Below are 26,287 nucleotides of genomic sequence, written 5' to 3'. Positions count from 1 at the left end.
AGCTTCCTGTTTCGGTACAGCTTAATACGGTGATTATCCCGTGTCCGGCTTAGGTCAAAGCGTGGAAAAGACGGGGATAATCACGTTACCTCTGGCGTTTAGGCAAAGATGTCTACGGCACGGCTGCCGCGCGCGGCGGATTGCAGGGCGGCAGGGGCAGGCAATAACTCTTCACTCTCATCGTTAAACCCGCCATGCTGGCCGGAACGCGAAGCGTGCTGTTGCTGCCCGGATGAGGACTGCTGCTGCCCGGCAAAGCCCTCGCTGCTGACGCTGCTTTGGGAAAGCTGAATGCCGTTTTCCGCAAGCTGCGTGCGCAGGATCGGCAGGGCCGCTTCCAGCGCCGCGCGAACGTGGCTGTGGGGCGAAACCATCTGCAACTGTGCCTGGTTGTCATCCAGCTTAAGCGAAATTTGCACCTGACCCAGATCTTCCGGGTGCAGACGCAGCTCTGCGGTCTGCTGTCCCTGTCTGGTGAACAGGGTGATGTGCTGGCTCAGATTCTGCTGCCATTCGTGCGTGCCCAGCGGCTGGCTTAACACCGGCGCTGTCGCAACTGTAGCGGCAGGCTGTGAAGGCGCCAGGTGACTGACGATCGGGGCCAGCGTCGCGGTTGGGCTGGCGGCAGGCGATGCCGCGCTCGCTACGTCCTGCTTCTCCGCGACGGCGGCGACGGCTGGCGTAACGGCTGCCGTGGCGGGCAGCGAGGTGTCGCTGTCCTGAACCGGCATTTTTTCCTGACCCGTTAACGCATGGCTAAGCGGCTGATGCTGGCCGTTATCCGTCTGGGCTAGCGCAGAGGGGAGGGCGGCACGGGGGGCGATCTCCCCGGTGCTCGCAGGCTGCGTCGCTACCGGGGTGGTGGTCTGCTGGTGCGGTAACATCGCCATCAGCGCGCTTAACCCGGCCAGCTCCTCTTCTTCAGTCGTGGTCTCGCCGTTTGTTTTCGCCTCCGGCTGGGTTAGCGCCTTCAGCGCATCCGTATTCGCGGCGGGTTTTAGGCCGGAGACGAGGCTTTGCAGGGAGACGGCGGTATCTTCATCAGTTAGAGTCTCCTGACGGGAGAGCAGTTCGGCGATTTTGGCCTGGAGCGTGGTATCACCGTTTTTTTCCTGTGCCGCTGTCGAGAGCTTGCTGCCCGCCGCTTTCAGATCCGCCAGCGTCAGCGGGGCATCTTTGCCTTTGCCAGTGGTCTCGGTCAGCGCGCCCGCCAGCAGAGAGAGAAAATCTTGCGCGCCCTCAGCGCCTTTCCCGGCAAGCGTGCCGCCGGACGGGTCGCTGTCGGTCATCAGCAGTTGTTGCAGTGTGATCATTCAGGTTTCCTCATTGATGCGCGCTGGGCAAACTCATCCATTTTTTTCTGATCCAGACGGTTTTCCGCCAGGGTCGAGGCTGCAATCTGCCGGTCCTGTAGGGTTTGCCAGGCCTGCAATCGCTGTTTTTTCTCGCGCCAGAAATTCAGCGCGGTATCGACTTTTTGCGTCCACTGGTTGAGCTGCTGGCGATGCTGTTCAATCGCCTTTTCCAGCGTCTGGATAAACTGCTGATAGTTAATCCAGCGCTGGCTACCAATGCCCTGCGTCATGTCGGTGTTAAGGTTGGTGCGATATTCATGCTGATAGTCGATTAACATCTTCAACTGTTCTTCAGCCTGCTGGCACCCGCGTCGCATTGCGCCAAGCTGCAATGCGGCATCATCAACTTCTTTTTCAGCCAGATCTTTCAGCGTTGATAACGCGCTGTTCTGCGCCATGACCTTCGCCCTCCACCTGTGTTACACCTGCGGGAAAATCAGCTCCAGTGCCTGGAGGGAATCTTCCCAGTCGGCGCGTTCAAAAATACCCTGTTGCAGAAATGCCTCCAGCTGCGGCCAGAGGGCAATCGCTTTATCGAGCATCGGATCGCTGCCTTTGGCGTACGCCCCGACGCTTACCAGATCGCGGTTGCGCTGGAAGCTGGAGAGCAGTTGTTTGAAGTTACGCACGCGGGCGTAGTGTTGCTCGGTGATCAGGGCCGTCATCGCACGGCTGATCGACGCTTCAATATCAATCGCCGGGTAGTGCCCGGCTTCGGCCAGACGGCGCGACAGCACGATATGGCCGTCGAGGATCGCGCGCGCGGAGTCGGCAATCGGGTCCTGCTGGTCATCACCTTCGGTCAGTACCGTATAGAACGCGGTGATGGAGCCGCCGCCGCTGATGCCGTTCCCCGCGCGCTCAACCAACGCCGGGAGCTTGGCGAAGACCGACGGCGGGTAGCCTTTGGTCGCGGGCGGCTCGCCGATGGCCAGCGCAATCTCACGCTGCGCCATCGCGTAGCGGGTCAGGGAGTCCATAATCAGCAGCACGTGCTGGCCCCGGTCGCGGAAATCTTCCGCAATACGCGTGGCGTAGGCGGCACCCTGCATACGCAGCAGCGGCGACACGTCCGCAGGCGCCGCGATCACCACCGAGCGGGCGCGGCCCTCCGTACCCAGAATGTTTTCAATGAAATCTTTGACTTCGCGACCACGCTCACCAATCAGGCCAACGACGATCACGTCAGCCTGGGTATAACGCGCCATCATGCCGAGCAGGACCGATTTACCCACGCCGGAGCCGGCAAACAGCCCCATACGCTGGCCGCGTCCCACGGTGAGCAGGGCGTTAATCGGCCGCACGCCGGTATCCAGTACGTGCTCGATTGGCGTGCGTTGCAGCGGGTTGAAGGGTTGGGTGATCAGCGCGCCGGTTTCGGTGGTATCAGGGGAGGGCAGGCCATCGAGCGGTTTGCCGCTTCCGTCCAGGACGCGGCCCAGCAGCGCCGGACCGAGCGGGAGCTGTTTGCCGCTTTGCAGGCCGTCACCGCTAATGTTTTTCGCGTAGACGCGGGCGCCGGGCAAAATCCCTTCCACTTCTTCAAGGGGCATCAGAAACAGGCGCTGACCGTTGAACCCGACCACTTCGCTTTCCACTTCACGCGTCTCCCCCCCGTCCTGCCGCTCAATCACGCAGGTGGCGCCGAGCGGAAGTTGCAGCCCCGTGGCTTCCAGAACCAGACCGGTGGCGCGCGTCAGGCGTCCATAACGACGAACGGATGGCAGCTGCGCCATCTTCGTTTCAAAATTATCAAGCGTGTTAAGCCAGCGCGTAAGGCGAGCGGTCATCAGACGACTCCCGGTGCCGCCAGGCGGCACAGTTCCTGCCAGCGGGTCGCGACGCTGGCATCCAGATCGCCCTCATCCGCCGAGACCTTACAGCCTCCGTGATGAAGTGACGGATCGCCGCGCAGCCGCCAGCCGTGCAGGCTCAGCGTCGCGCCGAGGCTCTCTTCCACGCGCTGCAAATCATCAGGATGAACGCGCAGCTGCGGTTTGCCGCTGAACAGCGGCTCCTGCTGGAGCAGCCCCTGGATCTGCTTAATCAGCGCGGCGTTATCCACTACCGGCGTCTGGCCGATAACCTGACGGGCCGCCTCCAGCGCCATCTGCATCAGGCGCGAGGCAATCACGCTGTCGAGCGCATCCAGCGTATGCTGAAACTCGCTCACCAGCTGCTGCATGCGAGCATGTAGCGGCGCCTGCTGCTGGCGCGCCTGCTCGATGCCCTGCTCTAAACCTTTCGCCAGCCCTTCCTGATAACCCTGTGCGTGCCCGGTCTGACGGCCTTCGTTCATCCCTGCATTGAAGCCCTGTTCGTGCGCCTGCATTTGCATCTGGGCCAGCAACTGGGCGCGCTGTTCCTCTTCACTCAGCTCGGGTTCGCCCGCCCCGGCGTCGCCCTCGTCGGACGACACAACGGCAGGGGTGAACTCTGCGCTGGGAGGGGAGAGGTCGTCAGGCGTCCAGCGCTTCCACGACAGTTCATCAGACATAGGTGTCGTCTCCGCTGCCAATCACCATCTCGCCGGTTTCGGCCAGTCGACGAACAATAAGCAGGATCGCTTTCTGTTCGTTTTCCACCTGAGACAGACGCACCGGGCCACGGTTGGCCAGGTCGTCGCGCAGGATATCGGCCGCACGCTGGGACATGTTGCGCAGGAACTTCTCGCGCAGCGGCTGCTCGGCGCCTTTGAGGGCGATAAGCAGCGATTCGGAGTCCACCTCCTGGAGCAGGCGCTGGATGCTGCGGTCGTCCACTTCGACCAGGTTTTCGAACAGGAACATCTCGTCGATAATTTTCTGCGCCAGCTCGCCGTCGAACTCGCGTACCGCCGTAATAACCGCCTCTTCCTGCTGCGTTTTCATCAGGTTGATGATTTCCGCTGCCGTTCTCACGCCGCCCATTTTGCTGCGCTTGAGGTTCTGGCCGTCGAGCAGGTTGTTCAGCACTTCGGTCAGCTCCGCCAGCGCGGCTGGCTGGACGCCGCCGAAGGTGGCGATACGCAGCATCACGTCGTGGCGCAGGCGCTCGTCGAACAGCGCCAGAATATCGGCCGCCTGGCCCCGTTTGAGGTGGACCAGAATGGTGGCGATAATCTGCGGGTGCTCGTCGCGAATAAGATCGGCGGCGCTTTGCGGCTCCATAAAGTTGAGCGTTTCGATCCCACTGGCGGTGTCGCGCGTTTCGAGAATATCTTCCAGCAGGCTGGCGGCGCGCTCTTCGCCCAGCGCCTTAACCAGCACGGAGCGCAGGTATTCGTTGGCGTTGACGTTGAGGGCGGCAAACTGCTCGGCTTCCTGCTCAAACTCCGCCAGCACCTCGGTCAGCTGCTTGTTAGAGATCTGGCGCACGTTGGCCATCGCCGCGCTGAGGATCTGCACTTCTCGCTGGGAGAGGTGTTTAAACACCTCCGCCGCGCGATCTTCCCCAATGGTCATCAGCAGGATGACGCTCTTATCGGTGCCTGTAAGCGTATTACTCATGTTCGTTACCCATCCAACCGCGGATGACCAGCGCGACGACGCGCGGATCGTTATCTGACATTTCGCGAATGCGCTGGCTCATCACCTCTGCGCCCATGCGCTGGTTAGCACGACGCTGCTGCATCTGTTCATCTTTGCTGAGACGAACTTCAACCGCTTCTTCCTCGTCCGGACGCGCGTTCTTCTGTTCCAGCGCGGCTTTCTCGGCTTCAGCACGACGCTGTAGCTGAGGACGAACGCCCTTACGCCACAGCAGCCACGCGACAATCAGCACCAGCAGCCAGCGGCCTGCGGACATCAGCTGATCGAAGAACGCCTGCTGTTGCCAGAACGGCAGTTCGCCACCGGTCTCATCCACCGGGTTGAACGGTGAGTTCACAACGTTGAGGGTATCGCCACGTTTTTCAGAGAAGCCCATCGCTTCGCGGGTCAAATCTTCGATCTGCTTCATCTGCTCCGCCGTGAGCGGCAGCGGTTTACCGTCCGGCAGCGTTTTGTAGTTCACCACCACGGCAACAGAGAGACGCTGAATATCGCCCGTGTTCAGTTTGGTATGGCGGATGGTCCGGTCGACTTCGTAGTTGGTCGTTTCGTTACGGCTGCTGTTACGCGGGCCGGTACTGTTCGCGGTCGAGGTCGTCTGCTGATTCGTTTGCTGACCGTTCTGCGGGTTTGCCGGCGGGGTGGAGATTGGCGCGGCGTTGGCAGGTGCAGGCTGGTTAGAGAGCGCGCCCGGCACACCGCCAGGATACTGGCCGCCGACCTGTTCCGACTCATTGATCTGACGCGAGCGTAACACGGCGCGGGAGGCATCCCCGTTCGGAGCGTACTGCTCTTCGGTTTGTTCTTTATTCGAGAAATCAATCTGCGCGGTGACTTGCGCGTGTACGTTGCTGCTGCCGACCACCGGGCCCAGAATCGCTTCGATGCGACGCTGGAGACGGCCTTCCACATCCGCGGCGTATTTCAGCTGAGCGTCATTGAGATCGCGCCCGGCGGTGTTGGACTGCGTCAGCAGATGACCACTCTGATCCACCAGCGTGACGTTACCTGGCGGCAGACCGGCCACCGCGCTGGAGACCAGGTGCGTAACGGCGCTGATCTGCCCTTCATCCAGCGCACGGCCAGGTTCGAGGTTAACGGTCACAGAGGCAGAAGGGGACTTTTGTTCGCGGACAAACAGGGACGGCTTAGGCATCGCCAGGTGCACACGGGCACTTTTCACCGGGCCTAAGGTTTCAATCGTACGGGCCAGCTCACCTTCCAGCGCGCGCTGGTAGTTAACCTGCTCGCTGAACTGGCTGATGCCGAATTTTTCCTGATCCAGCAGCTCAAACCCAACCGCGCCGCCTTTCGGCAGCCCCTGCTGGGCGAGACGCAGGCGAAGCTCGTGCACTTTATCTGCCGGTACTTCAAGTGCACCGCCGTTATCGGCAAAGCGATACGGGATGTTCATCTGGGTCAACTGGGTGACGATGGCACCGCCATCCTGGTCGGAAAGGTTGCTGTAGAGCGTGCGGTAATCGGGGCTTTTTGCCCATAAGACCATCGCGACAACGATCGCAATGGCGGCAGCGCCTGCCACAATCAACGGGATCTTAGGGTTGGCGCGAAGGCGGTTCATCCACTCGAGTGATTTATTCTGTGGCGCTGTCGATGCTGCTGTCGCACTCATTGCGCACCTCTTAAATCCTGGTGGTTTACGTTATTCGTGTAGAGAAACAAAACTGACTCCCGGGTCGGCAAACACGACAAAAGTTCCATACTGATGGCCCTGCCATTATTTGATGATTCGGGATTTTCTATGCGTCAAATAACCTGGTTTTTTAACGCTATTTACCGCCATTATCTTATTGACAAGCTGTTAGTCTTGACCTCGTAAAAAACCATCCAGGGGAGAGTCATGGCTATACAGGGCATTGAAGGGGTACTCAGTCAGTTACAGGCGACGGCGATGACCGCCCGTAATCAGAGCGTGGCTGACCAGCCGCCGGGCGTTAGCTTCGCCGGTCAACTGCATGCGGCGCTGGACAGGATCAGCGACAAGCAAAACGCGGCCCGTACCCAGGCTGAGAGATTTACCCTTGGCGAACCCGGCGTGGCGCTCAACGATGTGATGGCCGATCTGCAAAAAGCGTCGGTGTCATTGCAGATGGGGTTGCAGGTGCGTAACAAGCTGGTGTCGGCATACCAGGAAGTCATGGGGATGCAGGTGTAAACCTTCCAATCTTACGCTGGCAGCCTGATGGCTTTAATGCCACAATATTTTTTTCTTCGCATGCAGGAAAGATGATGAAAAAAGTAGCAATTGTGGCTGCGATGCTGACGTTAGCGGGATGTGTTCAGGTTGATAACTATCAGGAAGTGATTAAGCACCCGGTACCTTCGCAACTGGCAGGTTACTGGCAGTCGAAAGGTCCGCAGAGCGCGATGGTGAGCCCGGAAGCGATCGCCACGCTGGTGGTGACGCCAGAAGGGGATACGCTGGATTGCCGTCAGTGGCAGCGCGTTATCGCGGTGCCGGGTAAGATCATGCTGCGTTCAGATGATTATTATAACGTGACGCGTAAGCTGGATGTCTATCCGCTGGAGCGTGATGGGGCGGCGCTGGAGTATGACGGTATGGAACTGTACAAGGTTGACCGTCCAACGGTGGAATGCGCAGATTACCTGAGTAAGAATCCGCTGGAGAGTAAGCTTCCGTAACTTTTAACCCGAAGCAAAAAACTTGTTTGAGAACGACTGAAGGCTTTCAGCGATGCTCTGGTCCGGCTGTAAATCGCTGAGGCGTTTCCTGTAGGCCGGGGCGAGGCGCAGGGATGCGCCGAGAGGGCGGGCTTTACAGGGATGTTACCTCCGCCCGTCCCCGATAAGCCGGAAGGAATAAGCCGAAGGCACCGCGAAGCGGCGATTTTCCGCCGGAAGCCCGGGTCGCCAGGGTGGTGGCGACTGAGCCACCCTGGCACGTTCACCGGTTATGTTGTGACAGAGTAGCAAGGAACATAACGTGAACGGAATGACCACCAGAGCCGTATGTTCCCCCTCACCCCAGCCCTCTCCCTCAAGGGAGAGGGGGCCGTCTGTGCAGACATTATTTTGTGAGGATGGCGTACGCTTCGGGAGCGGGTCCGCAGACCGCACTGTTCCAGCCCTACAGCGCGTCCTCAATCACCCAGACGCTGACGCTTCCCCCGTTACAGAAGAACGTCCCTTCGCCATCCGCCGCCGTGGTCACGGTTTCCTCGCGGTTGCCTAAAAAATCACGCCAGGTCTTATTGCCGTAATTTTCCCCGAGGCAGATCGTCTTCTCGCCGTCATCACCATTCGACAGCACCACCACACAGCCCGGGTGCTCCTCAGTCCCGCTGCGGCTGAACGCAATGCAGTTTGGATGATCGAAAAACAGCGTCTGCACGCCGTGGGCAAAACGCTGCCGGGCGAGGATAAGCTCGTGGAGTTGTTCAATCACCGGCATATCGATGTGATACGTCTCGCCATCCCCGCCGGTGTCGTCATAGCTGGCGCCAAAAAGATCCGGGTAGAACACGCTCGGCACGCCGTTTTCACGCAGCAGGATGAGCGCGTAGGCCAGCGGTTTGAACCAGGCTTCAACTGGGGCTTCCAGCGCCTGCAAGGGTTGGGTGTCGTGGTTGGCAACCAGCGTCACGGCATGGAACGGATCGGCTTCCACCAGCGTACCGGTGAAAATCTGGCTCATATCGTAGTCGCGTCCCTGGCGTGAGGCTTCGTGAAATTTCATTTGCAGTGGCGCATCAAACAGCATGGTTTTGCCGTCCACCTGATTGATGTAGTGCTGCAATTTATCCACTTCGTGTGACCAGTATTCCGCCACGATAAACAGCGGCTGCGGGGCCACCTCCTGGACGTGCTCAATCCACTCTTTATAGAACCAGGCCGGGATGTGTTTTACCGCGTCAAGGCGGAAGCCGTCGCAGTGGGTTTGCTCCATCACCCAGCGCGCCCAGTATTTGATCTCCTCCGTCACCGCGTGGTTGCGAAAATCAATATTTTCACCCATCAGGTAATCGAAATTGCCCATCTCGTCGTCGACCTGATCGTTCCAGCCTTCGCCAGTGTAGTCGTTCACGATTTTGAAGATACCGTCCTCATTGGGGTTTTCAATGTGGTCGATACCGCTAAAGCATTTGTAATCCCAGATGAACTGCGAATACTGGCCGGCCCGAACGGGAAAGGTGTAGCGCGTCCAGGCTTCGCATTCGATGATCTCATCGCTGATTTGGGTACGATCCTGCGCATCCACCCGCTGCACGCGGACGGGTTCCTTCTCATCGGCCCCCATTTTGTGGTTGACCACCACGTCCAGAAGTACCGCAATCTGGTTGCTTTTTAAGGCGTTGATGGCCTCCAGCAACTGGGCTTTATCGCCGTATTTGGTGGCGACGCTGCCTTTCTGGTCAAACTCACCGAGGTCGAAAAGGTCATAAGAGTCATACCCGACGGAATAGCCGCCGGATGCCCCTTTGTAGGCCGGCGGTAACCAGACCATATTGATGCCGATTTCGTTCAGGTTGGGGGCTAATGCCGTGACTTCTCGCCACAGTTCACCGCCGGTGGGGTAGTACCAGTGAAAACATTGTAAAAGTGTTGGGTTGCGCATGCACCATCTCCATGAGGTCGCGAAACTCAAGTATGGAGCAGGTTTGGCAGAAATGCCTGGCGAACGAAACGGTTAACGTTTGCCCGCCAGTTAAATGGCTAATTGATATCGCTATTACTTTGCGGAACCAGGACATGACCGCCCTGGTTACCGTAGGTGGAGAGAACGGTTTTCTGGATGGAGGATTGACCAACCAGCTTCGCCAGTTCATCCATTCTGGCTTGCAGCAACGTTTTTACCTGGCCTTCGTTGTCCAGGATCACCCGCAGCGTCGGGCGAAGCTGCTCCTGAATCTGCGTCGAAGGTTCACTTTCCTGAGTGAGACGAGCCAGTGAGTGCACCGCATTAACATAGTCGGTTTCACAGATGATCAGATCATCCCATAGTCCCTGCCGGGCCAGTCGCAACATCAACTGGCTCTGCTCAAGGAGTTGCTGATAAAGGGCATAAAGTTGCGGTGCGTTACTCATTAGACGGCGTCCTGGACAAGAGTTGGTATACCTGCTGCCTCCTTCCAGCCATCCGCAATATTGCGCAGTAAATTTTCCACCTCTTCGATGGCACTGGCATCATTGCGAAGGTTGGCCTGAAGCAGGCGACGAACCATATAGGCATAGAGAGCGATCAGGTTTTGTGTTAACTCGTCTTTACTCTCTTCATCCAATCCGACCTTCAGGCCATTTTCGATGATATTAATCGCTTTGGAGAGCGCCAGCCCTTTTGCCTGGATATTACCGTCTGCAAGGAACAGACGTGCCCGTACCAGTGCGCTGAGGGCTCCATCAAATAGCATGATAACCAGCTGCTGCTGGCTGGCGCTCATCACCGCGCTTTCAACTTCTATCTTTGCGTAGGCTTGCGTGCCTTTTGCGCCGTACATGTTATCCCCCTAGGGTCTGATTAGCGTTTACTACTTGTTGCTGGACGTATTTTCGAACTGCTGCGTCAGGTAACTGCTGGTAGAGTTCAGCGAGTTCATCATGACGTCTAATTGCGTAAACTGTTCTTTATACCGCGCTACCATGGTGTCGATACGCTCGCTGGCCGCGTTATATTGCTTAGTTAAATTGTTCAGGGTTTTACTGACGCCATCTTTGGCAGCCTGAATGATGCCGGTGCTGGAGAGCCAACCTGTAAGGTTTGTTCCAACGGTGGTGGTGATACCGGATGTTTTCCCGTCACCGATCAGCAGGTCTTTGATACCAGCCGCGCTGTTTTTCATTGCCGCGCTAAGCTTGTCATCATCCACTTCCAGTTTACCGGTGCTTGGGTCGGTAGTGATGCCAGCTTGAGCAAGGGTCTTGATATTGGAACTGGTGTGAGGGTTATTCAGCACGCTTCTCAACTGAGTCTGAATAGTGCGTAGCGTACTGTCGCCTAATAACGCGCCGTTGCTGGTATTCTGAGCGTCTGAACCCGCGTCCACAGCAGTATATTTTGTGAGGCTGCTGAAAGTATCTTGCAGGGAGTTATACGCCGTCACCCAGTCGTTTATCGCTTTGGTCGCTTTAGTGTTATCGGTAGTGATCGTTAAGGTCTGATTACCGGTTGTCACGTCGTTCAGGTTGAGAGTGATATCTTCCAGCGCATCACTGATTGTATTGCTGCTGTTTTCAATATCAACGTTATTAACTTTCAATAGCGCATTTTGGGCCGTAACGCTTTCCATCATGCCGTTAGCGGTATCTGCGCTATTACCGTTGTAGCCCATGAAGGACTGAAGTGCCGTATCGCCGCTGACACTAATAGTCATGGCATTGTCTTTACCGGTATCTTTCGACGTAATGGACAGACGATACTCACCATTACCGACGTTAATAATACTGGCACTTACGCCAGCATCCGCTTTGTTGATCGCATCTCGGATACCACTCAGAGATGAGTTTTCCGCACTGATATTAATAGTGACAGGTTTCTTGTCACCACCTTGCTGAATGGTGATGGTGCTGTCCGCTGTCGCAATCGCCGTTTTATTATCACTTTGCGTTTTAGCTGTTGTCAGGGTTTGCGCCTGCGCAAGCTGCGATACGTTAATGGTGTATTTACCCGCAATCGCGCTGCCGCTGGTTGTGGCACTGAAGGCTGTGCTGCTGCTGGCGGTGGTAGTCGCTGTAAACAGATCGGCTTTGCTAAGTGCAGTATTTGCCGTCTGGAAGGATTCCAATGCACTTTTCAGCGTGCCGTAGGCACTAAGTTTTGCTGTATAGGAAGTTTGCTGCTTAGAGATCGGCGTCAGCTGTGCTTTTTGTGCAGCGGTCAGACTGTCCAGAATGTCGCCTAACTGCAAACCTGATCCGACTCCCAACGTAGAAATACTTGCCATATTTATTCCTTAATGTAACGACACGTAGAACGAATAGTGGGGTTATCGGCCTCAACTCAGGAAAGTTTACGGTTAGATTCTTTTTTTTAATGGCGAGAATAGCGCTAATAGAGAAGAGTATTTCTGTGGCTAAAAAAATGATGCGATCCTGAAAAAAAATCTAAAGGTTGTTTTGGACCAGATGATAACACCTTTGACGGCGATGAAGCCGAAGGGTGGAAACCCAAATCTAATCCACAGATTTGATGAACAACAGGAAACGAAATCATGGCACAAGTCATTAATACCAACAGCCTCTCGCTGATCACTCAGAACAACATCAACAAGAACCAGTCTTCAATGTCTACTGCCATTGAGCGTCTGTCATCCGGTCTGCGTATCAACAGCGCAAAAGATGACGCAGCAGGCCAGGCGATTGCTAACCGCTTCACCTCCAACATCAAAGGTCTGACTCAGGCTGCACGTAACGCTAACGACGGCATCTCTGTTGCACAGACTACTGAAGGCGCACTGTCTGAAATCAACAACAACTTACAGCGTATTCGTGAGCTGACCGTTCAGTCTTCTACTGGTACTAACTCTAAGTCTGATCTGGACTCAATTCAGGATGAAATCAAATCCCGTCTGGACGAAATTGACCGCGTGTCTGGTCAGACTCAGTTTAACGGTGTTAATGTGCTGGCTAAAGACGGTTCCATGAAAATTCAGGTTGGAGCGAACGATGGCCAGACCATCACTATCGACCTGAAACAAATCGACTCTAAAACTCTTGGTCTGACCGGTTTTAACGTTAATGGTCAGGGCTCTGTGGCAAACACTGCTGCTACCAAGGATGAACTGGCAGCGGCAGCAGCTACAGCAGGTACAACACCATCCACCGATGCTGCCGGTGTAACCAAATACACTGTAGACGCAGGTCTGAATAAAGCCACTGCTGCAAACGTATTTGCAAATCTGTCTGATGGTGCAATTGTCGATGCCACAATTTCTAATGGTTTTGGGACAGCGACAGCGACTAACTATACCTACAACAAAGCAACAAATGATTTCAGCTTCGGGGCGACCATCGCTGCTGGTGCGGCAGCTGGTGACAGCAATAGCGCTGCACTGCAATCCTTCCTGACGCCGAAAGCAGGGGATACTGCTAACCTGAGCGTTAAGATTGGTGGTACTTCTGTTGATGTTGTGCTGGCGAGTGATGGTAAAATTACTGCTAAAGATGGTTCAGCACTGTTTATCGATTCAACAGGTAACTTGACTCAAAACAGCGCCGGTACAGTTGCCGCGGCAACGCTTGATGGTCTGACTAAAAACCATGACGCTACAGGTGCAGTGGGTGTTTCAATTACTACGGCTGATGGCGCAACTATCGCTCTGGCGGGTTCTGCTGACGCAGCAACAGGTTCTCAATCAGGTACAATTACACTGAGCAACGTTCGTATCAGCGCTGATGCTCTGCAATCCGCTGCTAAAGGTACTGCTCTCAATATAGATAATGACGCTGATGGTACTGACGATATTTCTATTAGCGCAACTGGCGTTGTTACCACTGGGGGCGCGGCTACTTATACAGCGACTGATGGTACTCTGACTACTACCAATACCGTTGATTACTTCCTGCAAACTGATGGCAGCGTGACCAATGGTTCTGGAAAAGCTGTTTACACTGACGCAGCAGGTAAATTCACTACCGACGCAGCGACTAAAGCTGCTACTACTACCGATCCACTGAAAGCATTGGACGATGCTATCAGCTCCATCGATAAGTTCCGTTCTTCTTTAGGTGCCATCCAAAACCGCCTGGGTTCTGCTGTCACCAACCTGAACAACACCACCACCAACCTGTCTGAAGCGCAGTCCCGTATTCAGGACGCCGACTATGCGACCGAAGTGTCAAATATGTCTAAAGCGCAGATCATCCAGCAGGCCGGTAACTCCGTGTTGGCCAAGGCTAACCAGGTTCCTCAGCAGGTTCTGTCTCTGCTGCAAGGTTAATCGCCTGATTACGCTTAAACCCCGCTTCGGCGGGGTTTTTTCTATCCACGCACAAGCGTAACCCCCCAAATAACCCCTCATTTCACCCACTATTCACCCGATTAAAACCCCTCCAGAATCGGATAATCATGCCGATAACTCAACTAACGCAGGGCTGTTTATCGTGAATTCACTCTATACCGCTGAAGGTGTAATGGATAAACACTCGCTGTGGCAGCGTTATGTTCCGCTGGTGCGTCACGAAGCATTGCGCCTCCAGGTGCGTTTGCCGGCGAGCGTGGAACTGGACGATCTGCTACAGGCGGGCGGTATCGGGTTATTGAATGCAGTTGACCGGTACGACGCTCTGCAAGGAACGGCATTTACGACTTACGCAGTGCAGCGTATTCGTGGTGCGATGCTGGACGAGCTGCGCAGCCGCGACTGGGTGCCGCGCAGCGTTCGCCGCAACGCGCGCGAAGTGGCGCATGCGATGGGGCAGCTGGAACAGGAGCTGGGGCGCAACGCGACGGAAACCGAAGTGGCGGAACGTCTGGGCATTCCTGTTGAAGAATATCGTCAGATGTTGCTCGATACCAATAACAGCCAACTCTTCTCTTATGATGAGTGGCGCGAAGAGCATGGCGATAGCATCGAGCTGGTGACGGATGAACATCAGCAAGAAAACCCGTTACACCACTTACTGGAAGGGAATTTACGCCAGCGCGTGATGGAAGCGATTGAAGCTTTACCGGAACGTGAGCAACTGGTGTTAACCCTCTATTACCAGGAAGAGCTCAATCTCAAAGAGATTGGTGCCGTGCTGGAGGTGGGCGAGTCACGGGTGAGCCAGCTGCACAGCCAGGCCATTAAACGCCTGCGCACAAAACTGGGTAAGTTATAGGTGAGTCATTCGCCTTGGAAATGCCGCACAACGTATTGACAACCAGGAGTTATCATGACGGTGCAGCAATCTAAAAGACGGCCTTTAAGCCGCTACCTGAAAGACTTTAAACACAGCCAGACGCATTGCGCCCACTGTAAAAAATTACTCGACCGCATCACGCTGGTTCGTCGCGGTGAAATCGTGAATAAGATTGCGATTTCCCGCCTCGATACGCTGATGGATGAAGCCGCCTGGCTTGAAGAGCAAAAAGAGTGGGTAGCGCTTTGCCGTTTCTGTGGCGATCTCCATTGCAAAGAGCAAAGCGACTTCTTCGATATTATCGGCTTCAAGCAGTTCCTGTTTGAACAAACCGAGATGAGTCACGGCACCGTGCGTGAATACGTGGTTCGCCTGCGCCGCCTGGGTCAGCATTTGACCATGCAAAATATCTCCCGCGATCTGCTGACGACCGGATACCTGGATGAAAATCTGGAGCCCTGGCTGCCCGCCACCAGTACCAACAATTACCGCATCGCGCTGCGAAAGTATGCACAATATAAAGTCCAGATGCCGGGCGTCATAAAGCAGAAAGTCCGCGCCGGAACAACTTCTGATATATATTAAAAAAGAATAAGATGTAGCGCAGCCGCCTTTGACGTTGCAGGCGATTTCTCTACACTACTCAAAAATTCCACTGTATCGGAGTACTTATGAAATTAGCACTTCTGGGTCGTCAGGCGCTGATGGGGATGATGGCCGTTGCGCTGGTCGCGGGGATGAGCGTGAAAACGTTCGCGGCAGAGAATCTGCTCAACAAAGTTAAAGAGCGCGGCACGCTGCTGGTTGGGCTGGAAGGAACCTATCCTCCGTTCAGCTTCCAGGGTGACGACGGTAAACTGACCGGTTTTGAAGTGGAGTTTGCGCAGGAGCTGGCAAAACACCTCGGCGTTAAAGCCTCCCTGAAACCCACCAAATGGGATGGGATGCTGGCGTCACTGGACTCCAAACGTATTGACGTGGTGATTAACCAGGTAACCATTTCTGACGAACGTAAGAAGAAGTATGACTTCTCCACGCCGTACACCGTGTCCGGTATTCAGGCGCTGGTGAAGAAAGGTAACGAAGGCAGCATCAAGTCCGCAGCGGATCTGAAAGGTAAGAAAGTCGGCGTCGGTCTGGGCACCAACTACGAAGAGTGGCTGCGCCAGAACGTGCAGGGCGTGGATATCCGTACCTACGATGATGACCCGACGAAATACCAGGATCTGCGCGTAGGCCGTATCGACGCCATTCTGGTGGACCGCCTGGCAGCGCTGGATCTGGTGAAGAAAACCAACAATACCCTGGCTGTCGCGGGTGATGCGTTCTCCCGTCAGGAGTCCGGCGTGGCGGTGCGTAAGGGTAACGAGGATCTGCTGAAAGCCATCGATGGTGCCATTGCTGAGATGCAGAAAGACGGTAGCCTGAAGGCGCTTTCTGAGAAGTGGTTCGGCGCAGACGTGACGAAATAAGTCTCTGACTGACAAAAAAAGGCGCTTTTAAAAGCGCCTTTTTTATTTCTCGCGCGTCTGCGTGCATAATGAAATAACAATTGTTTGCGTGACCGGAGGAACCATGTCACTACAGAATTTAACGCGCTTTCCCCGTCTGGAATTTATCGGCGCACCCACGCCGCTGGAGTTTCTCCCGAGATTTTCTGACTATCTGGGGCGCGATATTTTCATTAAGCGTGACGATGTGACGCCCATGGCGATGGGCGGAAATAAGCTGCGCAAGCTGGAATTTCTCGCCGCCGATGCCCTGCGCGAGGGGGCGGATACGCTGATCACCGCCGGGGCAATTCAGTCTAACCACGTTCGCCAGACGGCGGCAGTGGCGGCGAAGCTGGGACTCCACTGCGTAGCCCTGCTGGAGAACCCGATCGGGACGCAGGCAGAGAATTACCTGACTAACGGTAACCGTCTGCTGCTGGATCTGTTCAACGTGCAGGTTGAAATGGTCGACGCGTTGACCGACCCGGCAGCACAGCTCGACGAGCTGGCGACGCGTCTGGAAGCGCAGGGTTTTCGTCCGTACGTGATCCCGGTTGGCGGCTCGAATGCGCTGGGTGCCCTCGGCTATGTTGAGAGCGCGCTGGAAATCGCTCAGCAGTGCGAAGGCGCGGTAAGTTTATCCTCGGTGGTGGTGGCGTCCGGCAGTGCGGGGACCCATGCCGGTTTAGCGGTCGGGCTTGAGCAGCTGATGCCGGAGGTCGAGCTGATTGGCGTGACGGTATCCAGAAGCGTTGCGGACCAAAAGCCGAAAGTCGTCACCCTGCAACAGGCGGTGGCTGAACAGCTTGCGCTTCAGGCGAAGGCGGAAATATTGCTGTGGGATGACTATTTCGCGCCGGGCTATGGCACCCCCAATGATGAAGGGATGGAGGCCGTTAAGCTGCTGGCCCGTCTCGAAGGTATTCTGCTTGACCCGGTCTATACCGGTAAGGCAATGGCGGGCCTGATCGACGGCATTGCCCGCAAGCGCTTTAAGGATGAAGGACCTATTTTGTTTGTTCATACTGGCGGAGCGCCTGCGCTGTTTGCCTATCATCCTCATGTCTAAAAATCAGGTAGAAAAATAATAATGCAAGAAAGTATTCAACTGGTTATTGATTCGCTGCCGTTCTTGCTTAAAGGCGCGGTGTTTACTTTACAGCTCAGTATCGGCGGGATGTTCTTCGGGCTGGTGCTCGGGTTTGTGCTGGCACTGATGCGCATGTCCAACATCTGGCCGGTGCGGTGGCTGGCGCGGTTTTACATCTCCGTGTTCCGCGGAACGCCGCTTATCGCCCAGCTGTTTATGATTTACTACGGGCTGCCACAGTTCGGTATCGAGCTGGATCCGATCCCGGCGGCGATGATTGGCCTGTCGCTGAATACGGCGGCGTACACCTCTGAAACGCTGCGTGCGGCGATCTCCTCCATCGATAAAGGGCAGTGGGAAGCGGCGGCCAGTATCGGGATGACCCCGTGGCAGACGCTGCGCCGGGCGATCCTGCCCCAGGCGGCGCGCGTGGCGCTGCCGCCGCTGAGCAACAGCTTTATCAGCCTGGTGAAAGACACCTCCCTTGCGGCGACCATTCAGGTGCCGGAGCTGTTCCGTCAGGCGCAGCTGATCACCTCGCGTACGCTGGAAGTGTTTACTATGTATCTGGCGGCCTCGCTGATTTACTGGGTGATGGCGACGGTGCTGTCCGCTCTGCAAAACTATTTTGAAAACCAGCTTAACCGCCAGGAGCGTGATCCAAAATGAGTGCAATTGACGTCAAAAACCTGGTGAAAAAATTCCACGGGCAAACGGTGCTGCATGGCATTGATCTTGAGGTTGAGCAGGGCGAAGTGGTGGCAATTATCGGCCCGAGCGGGTCAGGCAAAACCACGCTGCTGCGCAGCATCAATTTACTGGAGCAGCCCGAAGGCGGGACGATCCGCGTGGGTGATATCACCATTGATACCGGGAAACCTATCAGCCAGCAAAAAGGGCTGATTCGCCGCCTGCGCCAGCATGTCGGCTTCGTGTTCCAGAGCTTTAATCTCTTCCCGCACCGCACGGTGCTGGAAAACATTATTGAAGGGCCGGTCATCGTCAAGGGGGAACCTAAGGAGGACGCGACGGTCCGCGCCCGCGAGCTGCTGGCGAAGGTTGGCCTGGCAGGGAAGGAGACGAGCTATCCGCGTCGCTTATCTGGCGGGCAGCAGCAGCGTGTCGCCATTGCGCGCGCGCTGGCGATGCGCCCTGATGTGATCCTGTTTGACGAACCCACATCCGCGCTCGACCCTGAGCTGGTCGGGGAAGTGCTGAACACCATCCGACAGCTGGCGCAGGAGAAACGCACGATGGTGATTGTGACGCATGAAATGAGCTTCGCCCGCGACGTTGCCGATCGGGCTATTTTCATGGATCAGGGGAGAATAGTTGAGCAGGGGCCAGCTAAAGCGCTGTTTGCCAATCCGCAGCAGCCCCGTACCCGCCAGTTCCTTGAAAAATTCTTAATGCAGTAGCATTTTAGCGTTCAATTTGCTCCAGATGCCGCTTCTGGAGCAAATTATCCTCCCTTAAACTCCGTTCTGTTGCTTTTTTATTCCGCCTGAAGTGGATAAGCCATCGCCAAATTAAAGATAATCTGCCTGTGGCCGATATTTTATATAAATAATCATGCTAAATGTGTTAGGTTATATTCACCATAATAATGATTATCTTTATCAGAGGCTTCATTCGGCAAGTATGAGGGATATAGACTTTTTCACCTGGCGACGGGAATGCGTCCTCCGGTTTCAGCAAATGACCTGTGCTGACGAGGTATATCAGGAACTTCAGCGACAAACGCAGGCGCTTGAATTCGATTATTATGCGCTTTGTGTTCGACACCCTGTGCCATTTACCCGCCCGCGAACCTCCGTCCATTCCAGTTATCCGCAACAATGGATGGCGCAATATCAATCCGAGAATTATTTCGCCATTGACCCGGTACTGAAGCCGGAGAATTTCATTCAGGGACATTTGCCCTGGACGGATGAATTATTCACGGATGCCCAGCAATTATGGGACGGCGCGCGGGACCACGGTTTACGCAAGGGAATAACGCAGTGTCTGATGATGCCAAATCATGCGCTCGGTTTCCTTTCCGTGTCATGTACCAGCTTACAGGCACACTCGATATCCAGTGAAGAAGTTGAGCTGCGTTTACAAATGCTGGTCCAGATGGCGCTCACTACGCTGTTGCGCTTTGAACATGAGACGGTGATGCCGCCTGAAATGAAATTCAGCAAGCGTGAACGGGAAATTCTGAAGTGGACCGCAGAAGGGAAGACGTCGGCAGAAATCGCCATCATTCTTTCCATCTCGGAAAATACCGTCAATTTCCACCAGAAGAATATGCAGAAGAAATTCAACGCACCGAATAAGATCCAGATAGCGTGTTATGCCGCGGCGACGGGACTTATCTGACTGATATCACGTTCTGCGTGTCAGACGAGAAAACGGCTGAATGCTTTGCATCCAGCCGTTTTTGTTACTGGCGGTAGGCTTGTTTAATTTGCTTAACCGTATTGGCAAAAACAGCGGATTCCGCCTGGTCTTCCATCTGCGCGATCTGTTTTTCCATTTTAATGATCACACGACCAGCATCAGCCTGGCCCATCGCCTGTAGCATAAGCGTCAGCAGCGACTTCAGGCAGTTTACTTCCTGTGCCAGTTCCTGGTTATTCTCGGCAGTGGCAAATTCAGGTGTGCTCATTTATTTTCCTCATTATAAAACAGCGCATGAGCGCGACGATGAAAGTTAAGGCGGCGGAGTATACCACAAGCTATGGCAAAAAATGCAGTGGTTGTTTTTTATACTTGTCGCGCCGCGATTATTGGTCGACGCGGATTATGAAGGTACTCTGTCCAATATGTTAGCGGCAATTAAATGTTTATCCCCGGTTCGTCATTCGTTAATTGTTGTTACAAAAAATCGCGCGCTCTTTTTCGTTTGAGTTAACAACTGTTTTAGTAACTTTTTGAAAATCGATGCTAGAAAATAGCGGTAAAAGCCCAGCGGACAAGGGTTTTCTTTCCACTTGCTGTACAGCCTAATTTCCAAAAACGAGACCAGAATCGTATAGCCGATTTTTTAGCGTTTTAATCTTGCATGGAAAACCGTTAATATAAACCCAATTAGCAGTCAGTAGCGTTATCCCTATTCTGGAGACATTTCCTTTGATCAACGTCCTTCTTGTTGATGACCACGAACTGGTGCGCGCAGGGATACGACGCATTCTTGAAGATATAAAGGGTATTAAAGTTGCCGGCGAGGCGTGCTGTGGCGAAGATGCCGTCAAATGGTGTCGCGCTAACTCCGCAGACGTGGTGCTGATGGATATGAACATGCCCGGTATTGGCGGGCTTGAAGCCACGCGCAAAATCGCGCGCATGTTCGTTGATACCAAAGTTATCATGCTGACCGTCCATACCGAAAATCCGCTGCCTGCCAGGGTTATGCAGGCGGGTGCTGCCGGGTATCTCAGTAAAGGCGCCGCGCCGCAGGAAGTTGTCAATGCGATCCGCACCGTATACGCCGGGCAGCGTTACATCGCTTCTGATATTGCTCAACAGATGGCTCTGAGTCAGATTGAACCGGAAAAAACGGAATCTCCGTTTGCCAGTTTGTCTGAGCGCGAATTGCAGATTATGCTGATGATCACTAAAGGTCAGAAGGTGAATGAGATCTCAGAGCAGTTGAATCTCAGCCCGAAAACGGTCAACAGCTATCGCTATCGGATGTTCAGTAAATTGAACATTCACGGTGATGTCGAACTGACTCACCTGGCCATTCGCCATGGTTTGTGCAATGCGGAGTCGTTAATAAGTCAGTGAGTGAAGCGTTCGATTCAAAAGCATTTCTGAAAACCGTCACCAGCCAGCCGGGCGTCTACCGAATGTACGACGCTGGCGGTACGGTTATCTATGTCGGTAAGGCAAAAGATCTGAAAAAACGCCTTTCCAGCTATTTCCGCAGCAACCTTGCCTCCCGTAAAACCGAAGCGCTGGTCGCACTTATACACAACATTGATGTCACCGTAACGCATACGGAAACGGAAGCGCTGCTGCTTGAGCACAACTATATCAAGCTGTATCAGCCGCGCTACAACGTCCTGTTGCGCGATGATAAGTCCTACCCGTTTATCTTCCTGAGCGGTGATACCCATCCTCGCCTGGCGATGCATCGTGGCGCTAAGCATGCGAAGGGTGAATACTTTGGCCCTTTCCCGAACGGTTATGCCGTACGCGAAACGCTGGCGCTGTTGCAAAAAATCTTCCCCGTTCGCCAGTGTGAAAACAGCGTCTACCGCAACCGTTCCCGGCCGTGCCTGCAATATCAGATTGGCCGCTGCCTGGGGCCGTGCGTTGAAGGGCTGGTAAGCGAAGAAGAGTACGCGCAGCAGGTGGAATATGTCCGCCTGTTTTTAGCCGGGAAAGACGATCAGGTGCTGACGCAACTGATTACTCGTATGGAAAAAGCCAGCGCGGCGCTGGAATTTGAAGAGGCCGCACGCATCCGCGACCAGATCCAGGCGGTGCGCAGGGTGACCGAGAAGCAGTTTGTTTCTAATACGGGCGACGACCTCGATGTTATCGGCGTAGCCTTTGACGCCGGTCTGGCCTGTGTTCACGTGCTGTTTATTCGTCAGGGCAAAGTGCTCGGCAGCCGCAGCTACTTCCCGAAGGTGCCGGGCGGCACTGAGCTGGGTGAAGTGGTGGAGACTTTTGTCGGCCAGTTTTATTTGCAGGGCAGCCAGATGCGTACGCTGCCCTCGGAGATCCTTCTAGACTTCACGCTCGACGATAAAACCCTGCTGGCAGATTCGCTTTCAGAGCTGGCAGGCCGCCGGGTGAATGTCCAGACGAAACCGCGGGGCGATCGCGCGCGTTATCTGAAGCTGGCGCGAACCAATGCCGCCACGGCGCTGACCACCAAACTGTCCCAGCAGTCGACCGTCAGTCAGCGTTTAACCGCCCTTGCTACGCTGCTCAAGCTGCCGGAAGTGAAACGCATGGAATGCTTCGACATCAGCCATACGATGGGTGAGCAGACCGTGGCGTCGTGTGTGGTCTTTGATGCGAATGGCCCCCTGCGGGCAGAGTATCGTCGCTATAACATCACCGGCATTACGCCCGGTGACGATTATGCCGCCATGAACCAGGTGCTGCGCCGTCGCTATGGTAAAGCGATTGAAGAGAGCAAAATCCCGGACGTTATCCTTATCGACGGCGGGAAAGGGCAGTTGGGGCAGGCGAAGGCGGTATTCGAATCGCTCGACGTAGAGTGGGACAAGAACCATCCGCTGCTGCTAGGGGTAGCGAAGGGGGCAGATCGTAAGGCTGGCCTGGAAACGCTGTTCTTTGAGCCGGAAGGCGAGGGCTTTAGCCTGCCGCCGGATTCCCCTGCGCTGCACGTGATCCAGCATATTCGCGATGAGTCGCACGATCATGCCATCAGCGGGCACCGTAAAAAACGGGCGAAAGTGAAAAATACCAGTACCCTTGAGACGATTGAAGGCGTCGGGCCAAAACGTCGCCAGATGCTGTTGAAGTATATGGGCGGATTGCAAGGATTACTCAACGCCAGTATGGAAGAAATTGCAAAAGTGCCGGGTATTTCGCAAGGGCTGGCAGAAAAGATCTACTACTCGTTGAAACATTGAGGGCTCTGTAGCAACATAGAGCTAAATTTTACTGACAACAGACAGTTACCGTCATCATGCGATTTAATATCCCTACGTTGCTCACTCTCTTTCGCGTTGTGCTCATTCCGTTCTTCGTCCTGGCATTTTACCTGCCGGTCGTCTGGGCGCCTTTTGCCTGTGCGCTTATTTTCCTGATCGCTGCCGTGACGGACTGGTTTGACGGTTATCTGGCGCGTCGCTGGAACCAGAGCACCCGCTTTGGCGCATTCCTCGATCCGGTTGCGGATAAGGTGATGGTAGCAATCGCGATGGTGCTGGTCGCGGAACATTATCATACCTGGTGGGTGACGCTGCCTGCCGCGACCATGATTGGACGTGAGATTATTATCTCTGCCCTGCGCGAGTGGATGGCGGAGCTGGGTAAACGCAGCAGCGTGGCGGTGTCCTGGATTGGGAAAGTTAAAACCACTGCGCAGATGGCGGCGCTGGTGTGGATGCTGTGGCGTCCGAATGCCTGGGTTGAGTGGGCCGGCATTGGTCTGCTGTGGGTTGCGGCGGTGCTGACATTGTGGTCAATGCTGCAATATTTGAACGCTGCGCGCGGTGATTTGCTTGAACAGTGATCGTTTCGGCTTAATTTTCAGCAAACGATCCTGAGATGCAAAAAATAACGTTGACTCATAACGTCATATCAGTAGAATGCAACGCATCGAACGGCGGCACAGTTAGCCGGACGATAATGAAATCAAGTGGTTAGGAAGTCGTTAAATAGTTACTTGATGACATGCGGGAATAGCTCAGTTGGTAGAGCACGACCTTGCCAAGGTCGGGGTCGCGAGTTCGAGTCTCGTTTCCCGCTCCAGATTAAAGCATCGGCAGTTTGCGGGTGCAGGTCGAAAGACAACAGATTTAAGGCGCGTTAGCAAAGCGGTTATGTAGCGGATTGCAAATCCGTCTAGTCCGGTTCGACTCCGGAACGCGCCTCCACTTTCTTCCCTGGCCGGATGGTGGAATCGGTAGACACAAGGGATTTAAAATCCCTCGGCGTTCGCGCTGTGTGGGTTCAAGTCCCACTCCGGCTACCATGGGAAAAGCAGAATAATCAAAGCAATAAGCAGTGTCGTGAAACCACCGAAAGGTGGTTTTTTTGTGCCTGCAATTCCCCCTTCCTGACAACAAATCTTATTTTTCGTGCCTGACCCATGCACAACCATAATTTTTCGATCATTATGCGTCGAGGGCGTTTCCTTATCGCGTAAATTCTTATATCTCCGTTTCATCGATTGCCCTGCGGCAGCTTCGCAGATAACTTCATTTGGATTTTCCTTAGAAAAAGTGGAAGAGCTTGCAAATGGGCTGGGCAAGGGTATCAACAAATGATCAAAACATTGTTCTCCGGCGACAAGCTCTCGAACGTACAGGATATGAACTACGGTTGGCAAGAGGCATCTAAAACCGCAATGGCGCTGGATTTGACCACTGGGAGCATTACGGGATGGCAGATGTACCAGATAGCTAAAGAGAACTGATTATGTCGCAAGAATTAGAATTTTCGCTTCATCCACCCGTTTGGCCTGCCATCGTCTATTTTGTTGTATCTGTTGCAATTTTTTTCTTGCTTTATCTCGGGAAACTAAAAGTTAACAGGCTGCATAAATACCCGCTATTTATCGCATATATGGTGTTTGTAATCGCTGTTGCAGCCGTTCAGATAAACATCTTTGCTAATGGCTACGAGTTTGTCCGCAGCTTTTTGCATATCGATTTTGACCCCTATCGATATGACTCGGTATATTGGGGATCATTGTTTTTCTCCATAATTTACTTGCTGGCGTTGCCCCGGAACAAGTTTTAGCATAATGAAATTTTCATTTAAGGGACGTTATGTCTTTACCGCCATTGTATGCACTGCGTGCGTTTGAAGTTGCTGCGCGGTTGAACTCCTTCAGTAAAGCCGCTGAAACGCTCAATATTACGCCGGGTGCGGTCAGCAGACATGTTCGTACCCTTGAACTGTGGTTCGACTGCGAGCTTTTCAAAAGGCAAGGTCCTCGCGTGGAGGTCACTGAAGCCGGGCGAGTGCTTGCCGGACAGCTGAACGAGAGCTTCACGAGCATTGAATGGGCCTGCCGGGCATTTCGCAGTGAAAACCACCTGCTGCGGTTAAAAGCACCCAGCACCCTGACCATGAGATGGCTTCTCGACGTGCTGCGATCTTTTCGCAACAACCATGCAAAACCACAGGTTGAGATTGCCAGCGTCTGGATGGACATTGATACCGTTGATTTCAATCTTGAGCCCTACGACTGCGCCATCCTTCTTGGTAATGGCCGTTTTGGTGACACAACGGAAAGTCAGCTGCTTTTTCATGAATGGCTTATCCCGGTTTGTACTCCATCACTTATCGAACCGGCCCGGCAACGGCTTCCGCAATGTGATTTGATCCATCCTTCACCGGACAGACGTGACTGGCGGCGCTGGCTGCGAAGAACAGGATTGTTCCCGGGGCTCGATATGAGCAGCGGTATGGTGTTCGATACCCTTGAACAGGGAAGTATTGCCGCGATGAACGGGCACGGCATCGCTATCGCCGACCTGCATCTCACGCTTGATGCCCTGAAAAGCGGCCTGCTGGGCCTGCCGTTCAGGGAAGCTATTGCGACAGGGGATGGCTACTACCTCGTCTGGCCAACAAATTCACTCAAAAGAGAGAGCATTCAGCATCTTCTGGCCTGGCTGCAAAACCATACCCCGGTCGTTCCGGCGCTGGATATCGATTATCTGGAATACGATGACAGTCGGGTTTATTAATACCGTTATGAATAAGATATGTTTGCCATCTTTTTATAACGTTCTGGCAAAGCGCTGTTCAGGCTGAGTACCTTATCCAGAATATAAAATGCTGGCGTGTTTTTCTGTTGCTCAGCGTCAATGATTGCCGCGCGTAATAGCGTGGCGGCAGACGAAATCTTGTGAAAATAGTCCTCAGACTCGGGCGTCTGTAATTCACCTGAAGTGGCGTAACGCACGTCCGGCCAGCCGGAGAAGTCGAGCAGCGGAAGGGGCTTTCCTGCTTCAGGATGACAGGCTGAAATCAGCGCAGCCGCTTGCTTAGGGTCGCGATGGGCAACGGATAGCATGTATACGCGCTGCGCAAACGGTGACAGAGCCTCAGAGTGATGTTTCGTCGCCATAAGCATGGCCATAAAATCCTGTAAATCATCGGCTGAATCGGTGTCAGGTGGTAATACAGTTTTCAATAACTGATATAACGCATCAAGTGTCATATTTGCCCCGGATCCTCTTATCATTATTATTCAGTTTGCGGCTGAACGTTTTATCGACCCGCGCAAAGGCGGGTCGTGAAGATGATATTTGAATGCGGTCGCATCAGAAAAACGATTAATAATGGCAA

29 protein-coding genes and 3 tRNA genes are annotated in these 26,287 nt (G+C 54.4%); 19 read left to right on the top strand and 13 right to left on the bottom strand.

The genetic code is table 11. The features are described 5' to 3' along the window. Nucleotides 1-98 precede the first annotated feature (98 nt). The 6 genes from fliK to fliF are packed head-to-tail and all read right to left on the bottom strand — an operon-like array spanning nucleotide 99 to nucleotide 6,518. The gene (fliK, locus tag BFV63_RS13835) at nucleotides 99-1,313 is read right to left on the bottom strand and encodes a flagellar hook length control protein FliK (protein WP_048240535.1); all 1,215 of its coding nucleotides are present in this window, start codon (nucleotides 1,311-1,313) and stop codon (nucleotides 99-101) included. Then, a complete protein-coding gene (gene fliJ, locus BFV63_RS13830; protein ID WP_006811155.1) occupies nucleotides 1,310-1,753 on the bottom strand; it encodes a flagellar export protein FliJ in 444 nt (147 codons plus the stop codon). The genes fliK and fliJ overlap by 4 nt, the downstream gene beginning before the upstream one ends. A gap of 21 nt (nucleotides 1,754-1,774) precedes the next feature. Then, nucleotides 1,775-3,145, bottom strand: coding sequence for a flagellar protein export ATPase FliI (gene fliI, locus BFV63_RS13825; protein ID WP_045330340.1), 1,371 nt, complete (start codon nucleotides 3,143-3,145; stop codon nucleotides 1,775-1,777). Next, nucleotides 3,145-3,852: a flagellar assembly protein FliH gene (gene fliH / locus BFV63_RS13820; protein WP_045330338.1), complete on the bottom strand. Its 708-nt coding sequence runs from the start codon at nucleotides 3,850-3,852 to the stop codon at nucleotides 3,145-3,147. The genes fliI and fliH overlap by 1 nt, the downstream gene beginning before the upstream one ends. Next, the gene (gene fliG / locus BFV63_RS13815; RefSeq protein ID WP_003859608.1) at nucleotides 3,845-4,843 is read right to left on the bottom strand and encodes a flagellar motor switch protein FliG; all 999 of its coding nucleotides are present in this window, start codon (nucleotides 4,841-4,843) and stop codon (nucleotides 3,845-3,847) included. The genes fliH and fliG overlap by 8 nt, the downstream gene beginning before the upstream one ends. Beyond that, complete coding sequence (gene fliF, locus BFV63_RS13810; protein WP_045617692.1) at nucleotides 4,836-6,518, bottom strand: flagellar basal-body MS-ring/collar protein FliF; 1,683 nt, start codon at nucleotides 6,516-6,518, stop codon at nucleotides 4,836-4,838. Before fliF ends, fliG begins: the two co-directional genes overlap by 8 nt. A gap of 228 nt (nucleotides 6,519-6,746) precedes the next feature. Between fliF and fliE the strand changes: the two genes are divergently transcribed. Both fliE and yedD read left to right on the top strand, forming a co-directional pair. Then, the gene (gene fliE, locus BFV63_RS13805; RefSeq protein ID WP_003859612.1) at nucleotides 6,747-7,061 is read left to right on the top strand and encodes a flagellar hook-basal body complex protein FliE; all 315 of its coding nucleotides are present in this window, start codon (nucleotides 6,747-6,749) and stop codon (nucleotides 7,059-7,061) included. Between the two features lie 74 nt (nucleotides 7,062-7,135). Further along, the gene (yedD, locus tag BFV63_RS13800; protein WP_003859613.1) at nucleotides 7,136-7,549 is read left to right on the top strand and encodes a lipoprotein YedD; all 414 of its coding nucleotides are present in this window, start codon (nucleotides 7,136-7,138) and stop codon (nucleotides 7,547-7,549) included. A gap of 445 nt (nucleotides 7,550-7,994) precedes the next feature. Here the strand turns inward: yedD and amyA are convergent, their stop codons facing one another. The 4 genes from amyA to fliD form a co-directional block, all read right to left on the bottom strand. Beyond that, the gene (gene amyA / locus BFV63_RS13795; protein ID WP_003859614.1) at nucleotides 7,995-9,482 is read right to left on the bottom strand and encodes an alpha-amylase; all 1,488 of its coding nucleotides are present in this window, start codon (nucleotides 9,480-9,482) and stop codon (nucleotides 7,995-7,997) included. A gap of 98 nt (nucleotides 9,483-9,580) precedes the next feature. Beyond that, entirely contained in the window at nucleotides 9,581-9,952 is a 372-nt protein-coding gene (gene fliT / locus BFV63_RS13790) for a flagella biosynthesis regulatory protein FliT (RefSeq protein WP_003859615.1), read from the bottom strand. Beyond that, complete coding sequence (gene fliS, locus BFV63_RS13785) at nucleotides 9,952-10,362, bottom strand: flagellar export chaperone FliS (protein ID WP_006811147.1); 411 nt, start codon at nucleotides 10,360-10,362, stop codon at nucleotides 9,952-9,954. The genes fliT and fliS overlap by 1 nt, the downstream gene beginning before the upstream one ends. 30 nt (nucleotides 10,363-10,392) lie before the next feature. Further along, nucleotides 10,393-11,805, bottom strand: coding sequence for a flagellar filament capping protein FliD (gene fliD / locus BFV63_RS13780; protein ID WP_032659217.1), 1,413 nt, complete (start codon nucleotides 11,803-11,805; stop codon nucleotides 10,393-10,395). 267 nt (nucleotides 11,806-12,072) lie between these two features. Here fliD and BFV63_RS13775 point away from each other — a divergent pair, with 267 nt between their 5' ends. From BFV63_RS13775 to sdiA, 8 genes are all read left to right on the top strand, one after another. Continuing rightward, nucleotides 12,073-13,800, top strand: coding sequence for a FliC/FljB family flagellin (locus tag BFV63_RS13775; RefSeq protein WP_023314396.1), 1,728 nt, complete (start codon nucleotides 12,073-12,075; stop codon nucleotides 13,798-13,800). 163 nt (nucleotides 13,801-13,963) lie between these two features. Further along, nucleotides 13,964-14,683, top strand: a complete 720-nt coding sequence (locus tag BFV63_RS13770) for an RNA polymerase sigma factor FliA (RefSeq protein WP_003859623.1) — start codon at nucleotides 13,964-13,966, stop codon at nucleotides 14,681-14,683. A gap of 54 nt (nucleotides 14,684-14,737) precedes the next feature. Beyond that, complete coding sequence (fliZ, locus tag BFV63_RS13765) at nucleotides 14,738-15,289, top strand: flagella biosynthesis regulatory protein FliZ (RefSeq protein WP_015570235.1); 552 nt, start codon at nucleotides 14,738-14,740, stop codon at nucleotides 15,287-15,289. A gap of 86 nt (nucleotides 15,290-15,375) precedes the next feature. Then, nucleotides 15,376-16,176: a cystine ABC transporter substrate-binding protein gene (tcyJ, locus tag BFV63_RS13760; protein WP_003859627.1), complete on the top strand. Its 801-nt coding sequence runs from the start codon at nucleotides 15,376-15,378 to the stop codon at nucleotides 16,174-16,176. A 103-nt stretch (nucleotides 16,177-16,279) separates the two neighbouring features. Continuing rightward, nucleotides 16,280-17,266 (top strand): D-cysteine desulfhydrase, encoded by a 987-nt coding sequence (gene dcyD, locus BFV63_RS13755; RefSeq protein ID WP_003859630.1) that lies wholly within the window; start codon nucleotides 16,280-16,282, stop codon nucleotides 17,264-17,266. 21 nt (nucleotides 17,267-17,287) lie between these two features. Then, a complete protein-coding gene (gene tcyL / locus BFV63_RS13750) occupies nucleotides 17,288-17,956 on the top strand; it encodes a cystine ABC transporter permease (protein WP_003859632.1) in 669 nt (222 codons plus the stop codon). Next, the gene (tcyN, locus tag BFV63_RS13745; RefSeq protein ID WP_003859634.1) at nucleotides 17,953-18,705 is read left to right on the top strand and encodes an L-cystine ABC transporter ATP-binding protein TcyN; all 753 of its coding nucleotides are present in this window, start codon (nucleotides 17,953-17,955) and stop codon (nucleotides 18,703-18,705) included. The genes tcyL and tcyN overlap by 4 nt, the downstream gene beginning before the upstream one ends. A gap of 223 nt (nucleotides 18,706-18,928) precedes the next feature. Continuing rightward, nucleotides 18,929-19,651 (top strand): quorum-sensing transcriptional regulator SdiA, encoded by a 723-nt coding sequence (gene sdiA, locus BFV63_RS13740; RefSeq protein ID WP_003859639.1) that lies wholly within the window; start codon nucleotides 18,929-18,931, stop codon nucleotides 19,649-19,651. Between the two features lie 64 nt (nucleotides 19,652-19,715). Here sdiA and BFV63_RS13735 read toward each other — a convergent pair whose 3' ends face one another. Then, on the bottom strand, nucleotides 19,716-19,940 hold the full coding sequence (locus BFV63_RS13735; RefSeq protein ID WP_003859644.1) for a DUF2594 family protein: 225 nt from the start codon (nucleotides 19,938-19,940) through the stop codon (nucleotides 19,716-19,718). After that, on the bottom strand, nucleotides 19,927-20,007 hold the full coding sequence (locus BFV63_RS23520) for a hypothetical protein (protein ID WP_418235935.1): 81 nt from the start codon (nucleotides 20,005-20,007) through the stop codon (nucleotides 19,927-19,929). The genes BFV63_RS13735 and BFV63_RS23520 overlap by 14 nt, the downstream gene beginning before the upstream one ends. Nucleotides 20,008-20,404: 397 nt before the next feature. On the opposite strand from BFV63_RS23520, the gene uvrY reads away from it, so the two are divergent. The 9 genes from uvrY to BFV63_RS13695 all read left to right on the top strand — a co-directional run bounded on the left by uvrY (nucleotide 20,405) and on the right by BFV63_RS13695 (nucleotide 25,683). After that, nucleotides 20,405-21,061: a UvrY/SirA/GacA family response regulator transcription factor gene (gene uvrY, locus BFV63_RS13730; protein ID WP_003859647.1), complete on the top strand. Its 657-nt coding sequence runs from the start codon at nucleotides 20,405-20,407 to the stop codon at nucleotides 21,059-21,061. Then, nucleotides 21,058-22,890, top strand: a complete 1,833-nt coding sequence (gene uvrC / locus BFV63_RS13725; RefSeq protein ID WP_045337574.1) for an excinuclease ABC subunit UvrC — start codon at nucleotides 21,058-21,060, stop codon at nucleotides 22,888-22,890. The genes uvrY and uvrC overlap by 4 nt, the downstream gene beginning before the upstream one ends. Before the next feature lie 56 nt (nucleotides 22,891-22,946). Continuing rightward, on the top strand, nucleotides 22,947-23,495 hold the full coding sequence (gene pgsA, locus BFV63_RS13720) for a CDP-diacylglycerol--glycerol-3-phosphate 3-phosphatidyltransferase (RefSeq protein WP_003859652.1): 549 nt from the start codon (nucleotides 22,947-22,949) through the stop codon (nucleotides 23,493-23,495). 163 nt (nucleotides 23,496-23,658) lie between these two features. Beyond that, a tRNA-Gly gene (locus BFV63_RS13715) sits at nucleotides 23,659-23,734 on the top strand. A 51-nt stretch (nucleotides 23,735-23,785) separates the two neighbouring features. Continuing rightward, nucleotides 23,786-23,859: transfer RNA gene (locus BFV63_RS13710), tRNA-Cys, on the top strand. 11 nt (nucleotides 23,860-23,870) lie between these two features. Continuing rightward, nucleotides 23,871-23,957: transfer RNA gene (locus tag BFV63_RS13705), tRNA-Leu, on the top strand. A gap of 291 nt (nucleotides 23,958-24,248) precedes the next feature. Next, the gene (locus BFV63_RS23090) at nucleotides 24,249-24,401 is read left to right on the top strand and encodes a hypothetical protein (protein ID WP_154816366.1); all 153 of its coding nucleotides are present in this window, start codon (nucleotides 24,249-24,251) and stop codon (nucleotides 24,399-24,401) included. Between the two features lie 2 nt (nucleotides 24,402-24,403). Next, nucleotides 24,404-24,727: a hypothetical protein gene (locus tag BFV63_RS13700; protein ID WP_003859653.1), complete on the top strand. Its 324-nt coding sequence runs from the start codon at nucleotides 24,404-24,406 to the stop codon at nucleotides 24,725-24,727. Nucleotides 24,728-24,756: 29 nt separating this feature from the next. Then, nucleotides 24,757-25,683 (top strand): LysR substrate-binding domain-containing protein, encoded by a 927-nt coding sequence (locus BFV63_RS13695; RefSeq protein WP_048240541.1) that lies wholly within the window; start codon nucleotides 24,757-24,759, stop codon nucleotides 25,681-25,683. A 5-nt stretch (nucleotides 25,684-25,688) separates the two neighbouring features. On the opposite strand, the gene BFV63_RS13690 is transcribed toward BFV63_RS13695, so the two are convergent. Further along, the gene (locus tag BFV63_RS13690) at nucleotides 25,689-26,159 is read right to left on the bottom strand and encodes a hypothetical protein (protein ID WP_032659207.1); all 471 of its coding nucleotides are present in this window, start codon (nucleotides 26,157-26,159) and stop codon (nucleotides 25,689-25,691) included. Nucleotides 26,160-26,287: the final 128 nt, after the last annotated feature.

It is taken from the genome of Enterobacter hormaechei subsp. xiangfangensis (genome assembly GCF_001729785.1).
Taxonomy (GTDB): Bacteria; Pseudomonadota; Gammaproteobacteria; order Enterobacterales; family Enterobacteriaceae; genus Enterobacter; species Enterobacter hormaechei_C.
The sequence above is the reverse complement of the archived record's forward strand: the minus strand, read 5'-3'. Positions and strand labels throughout refer to the sequence as shown.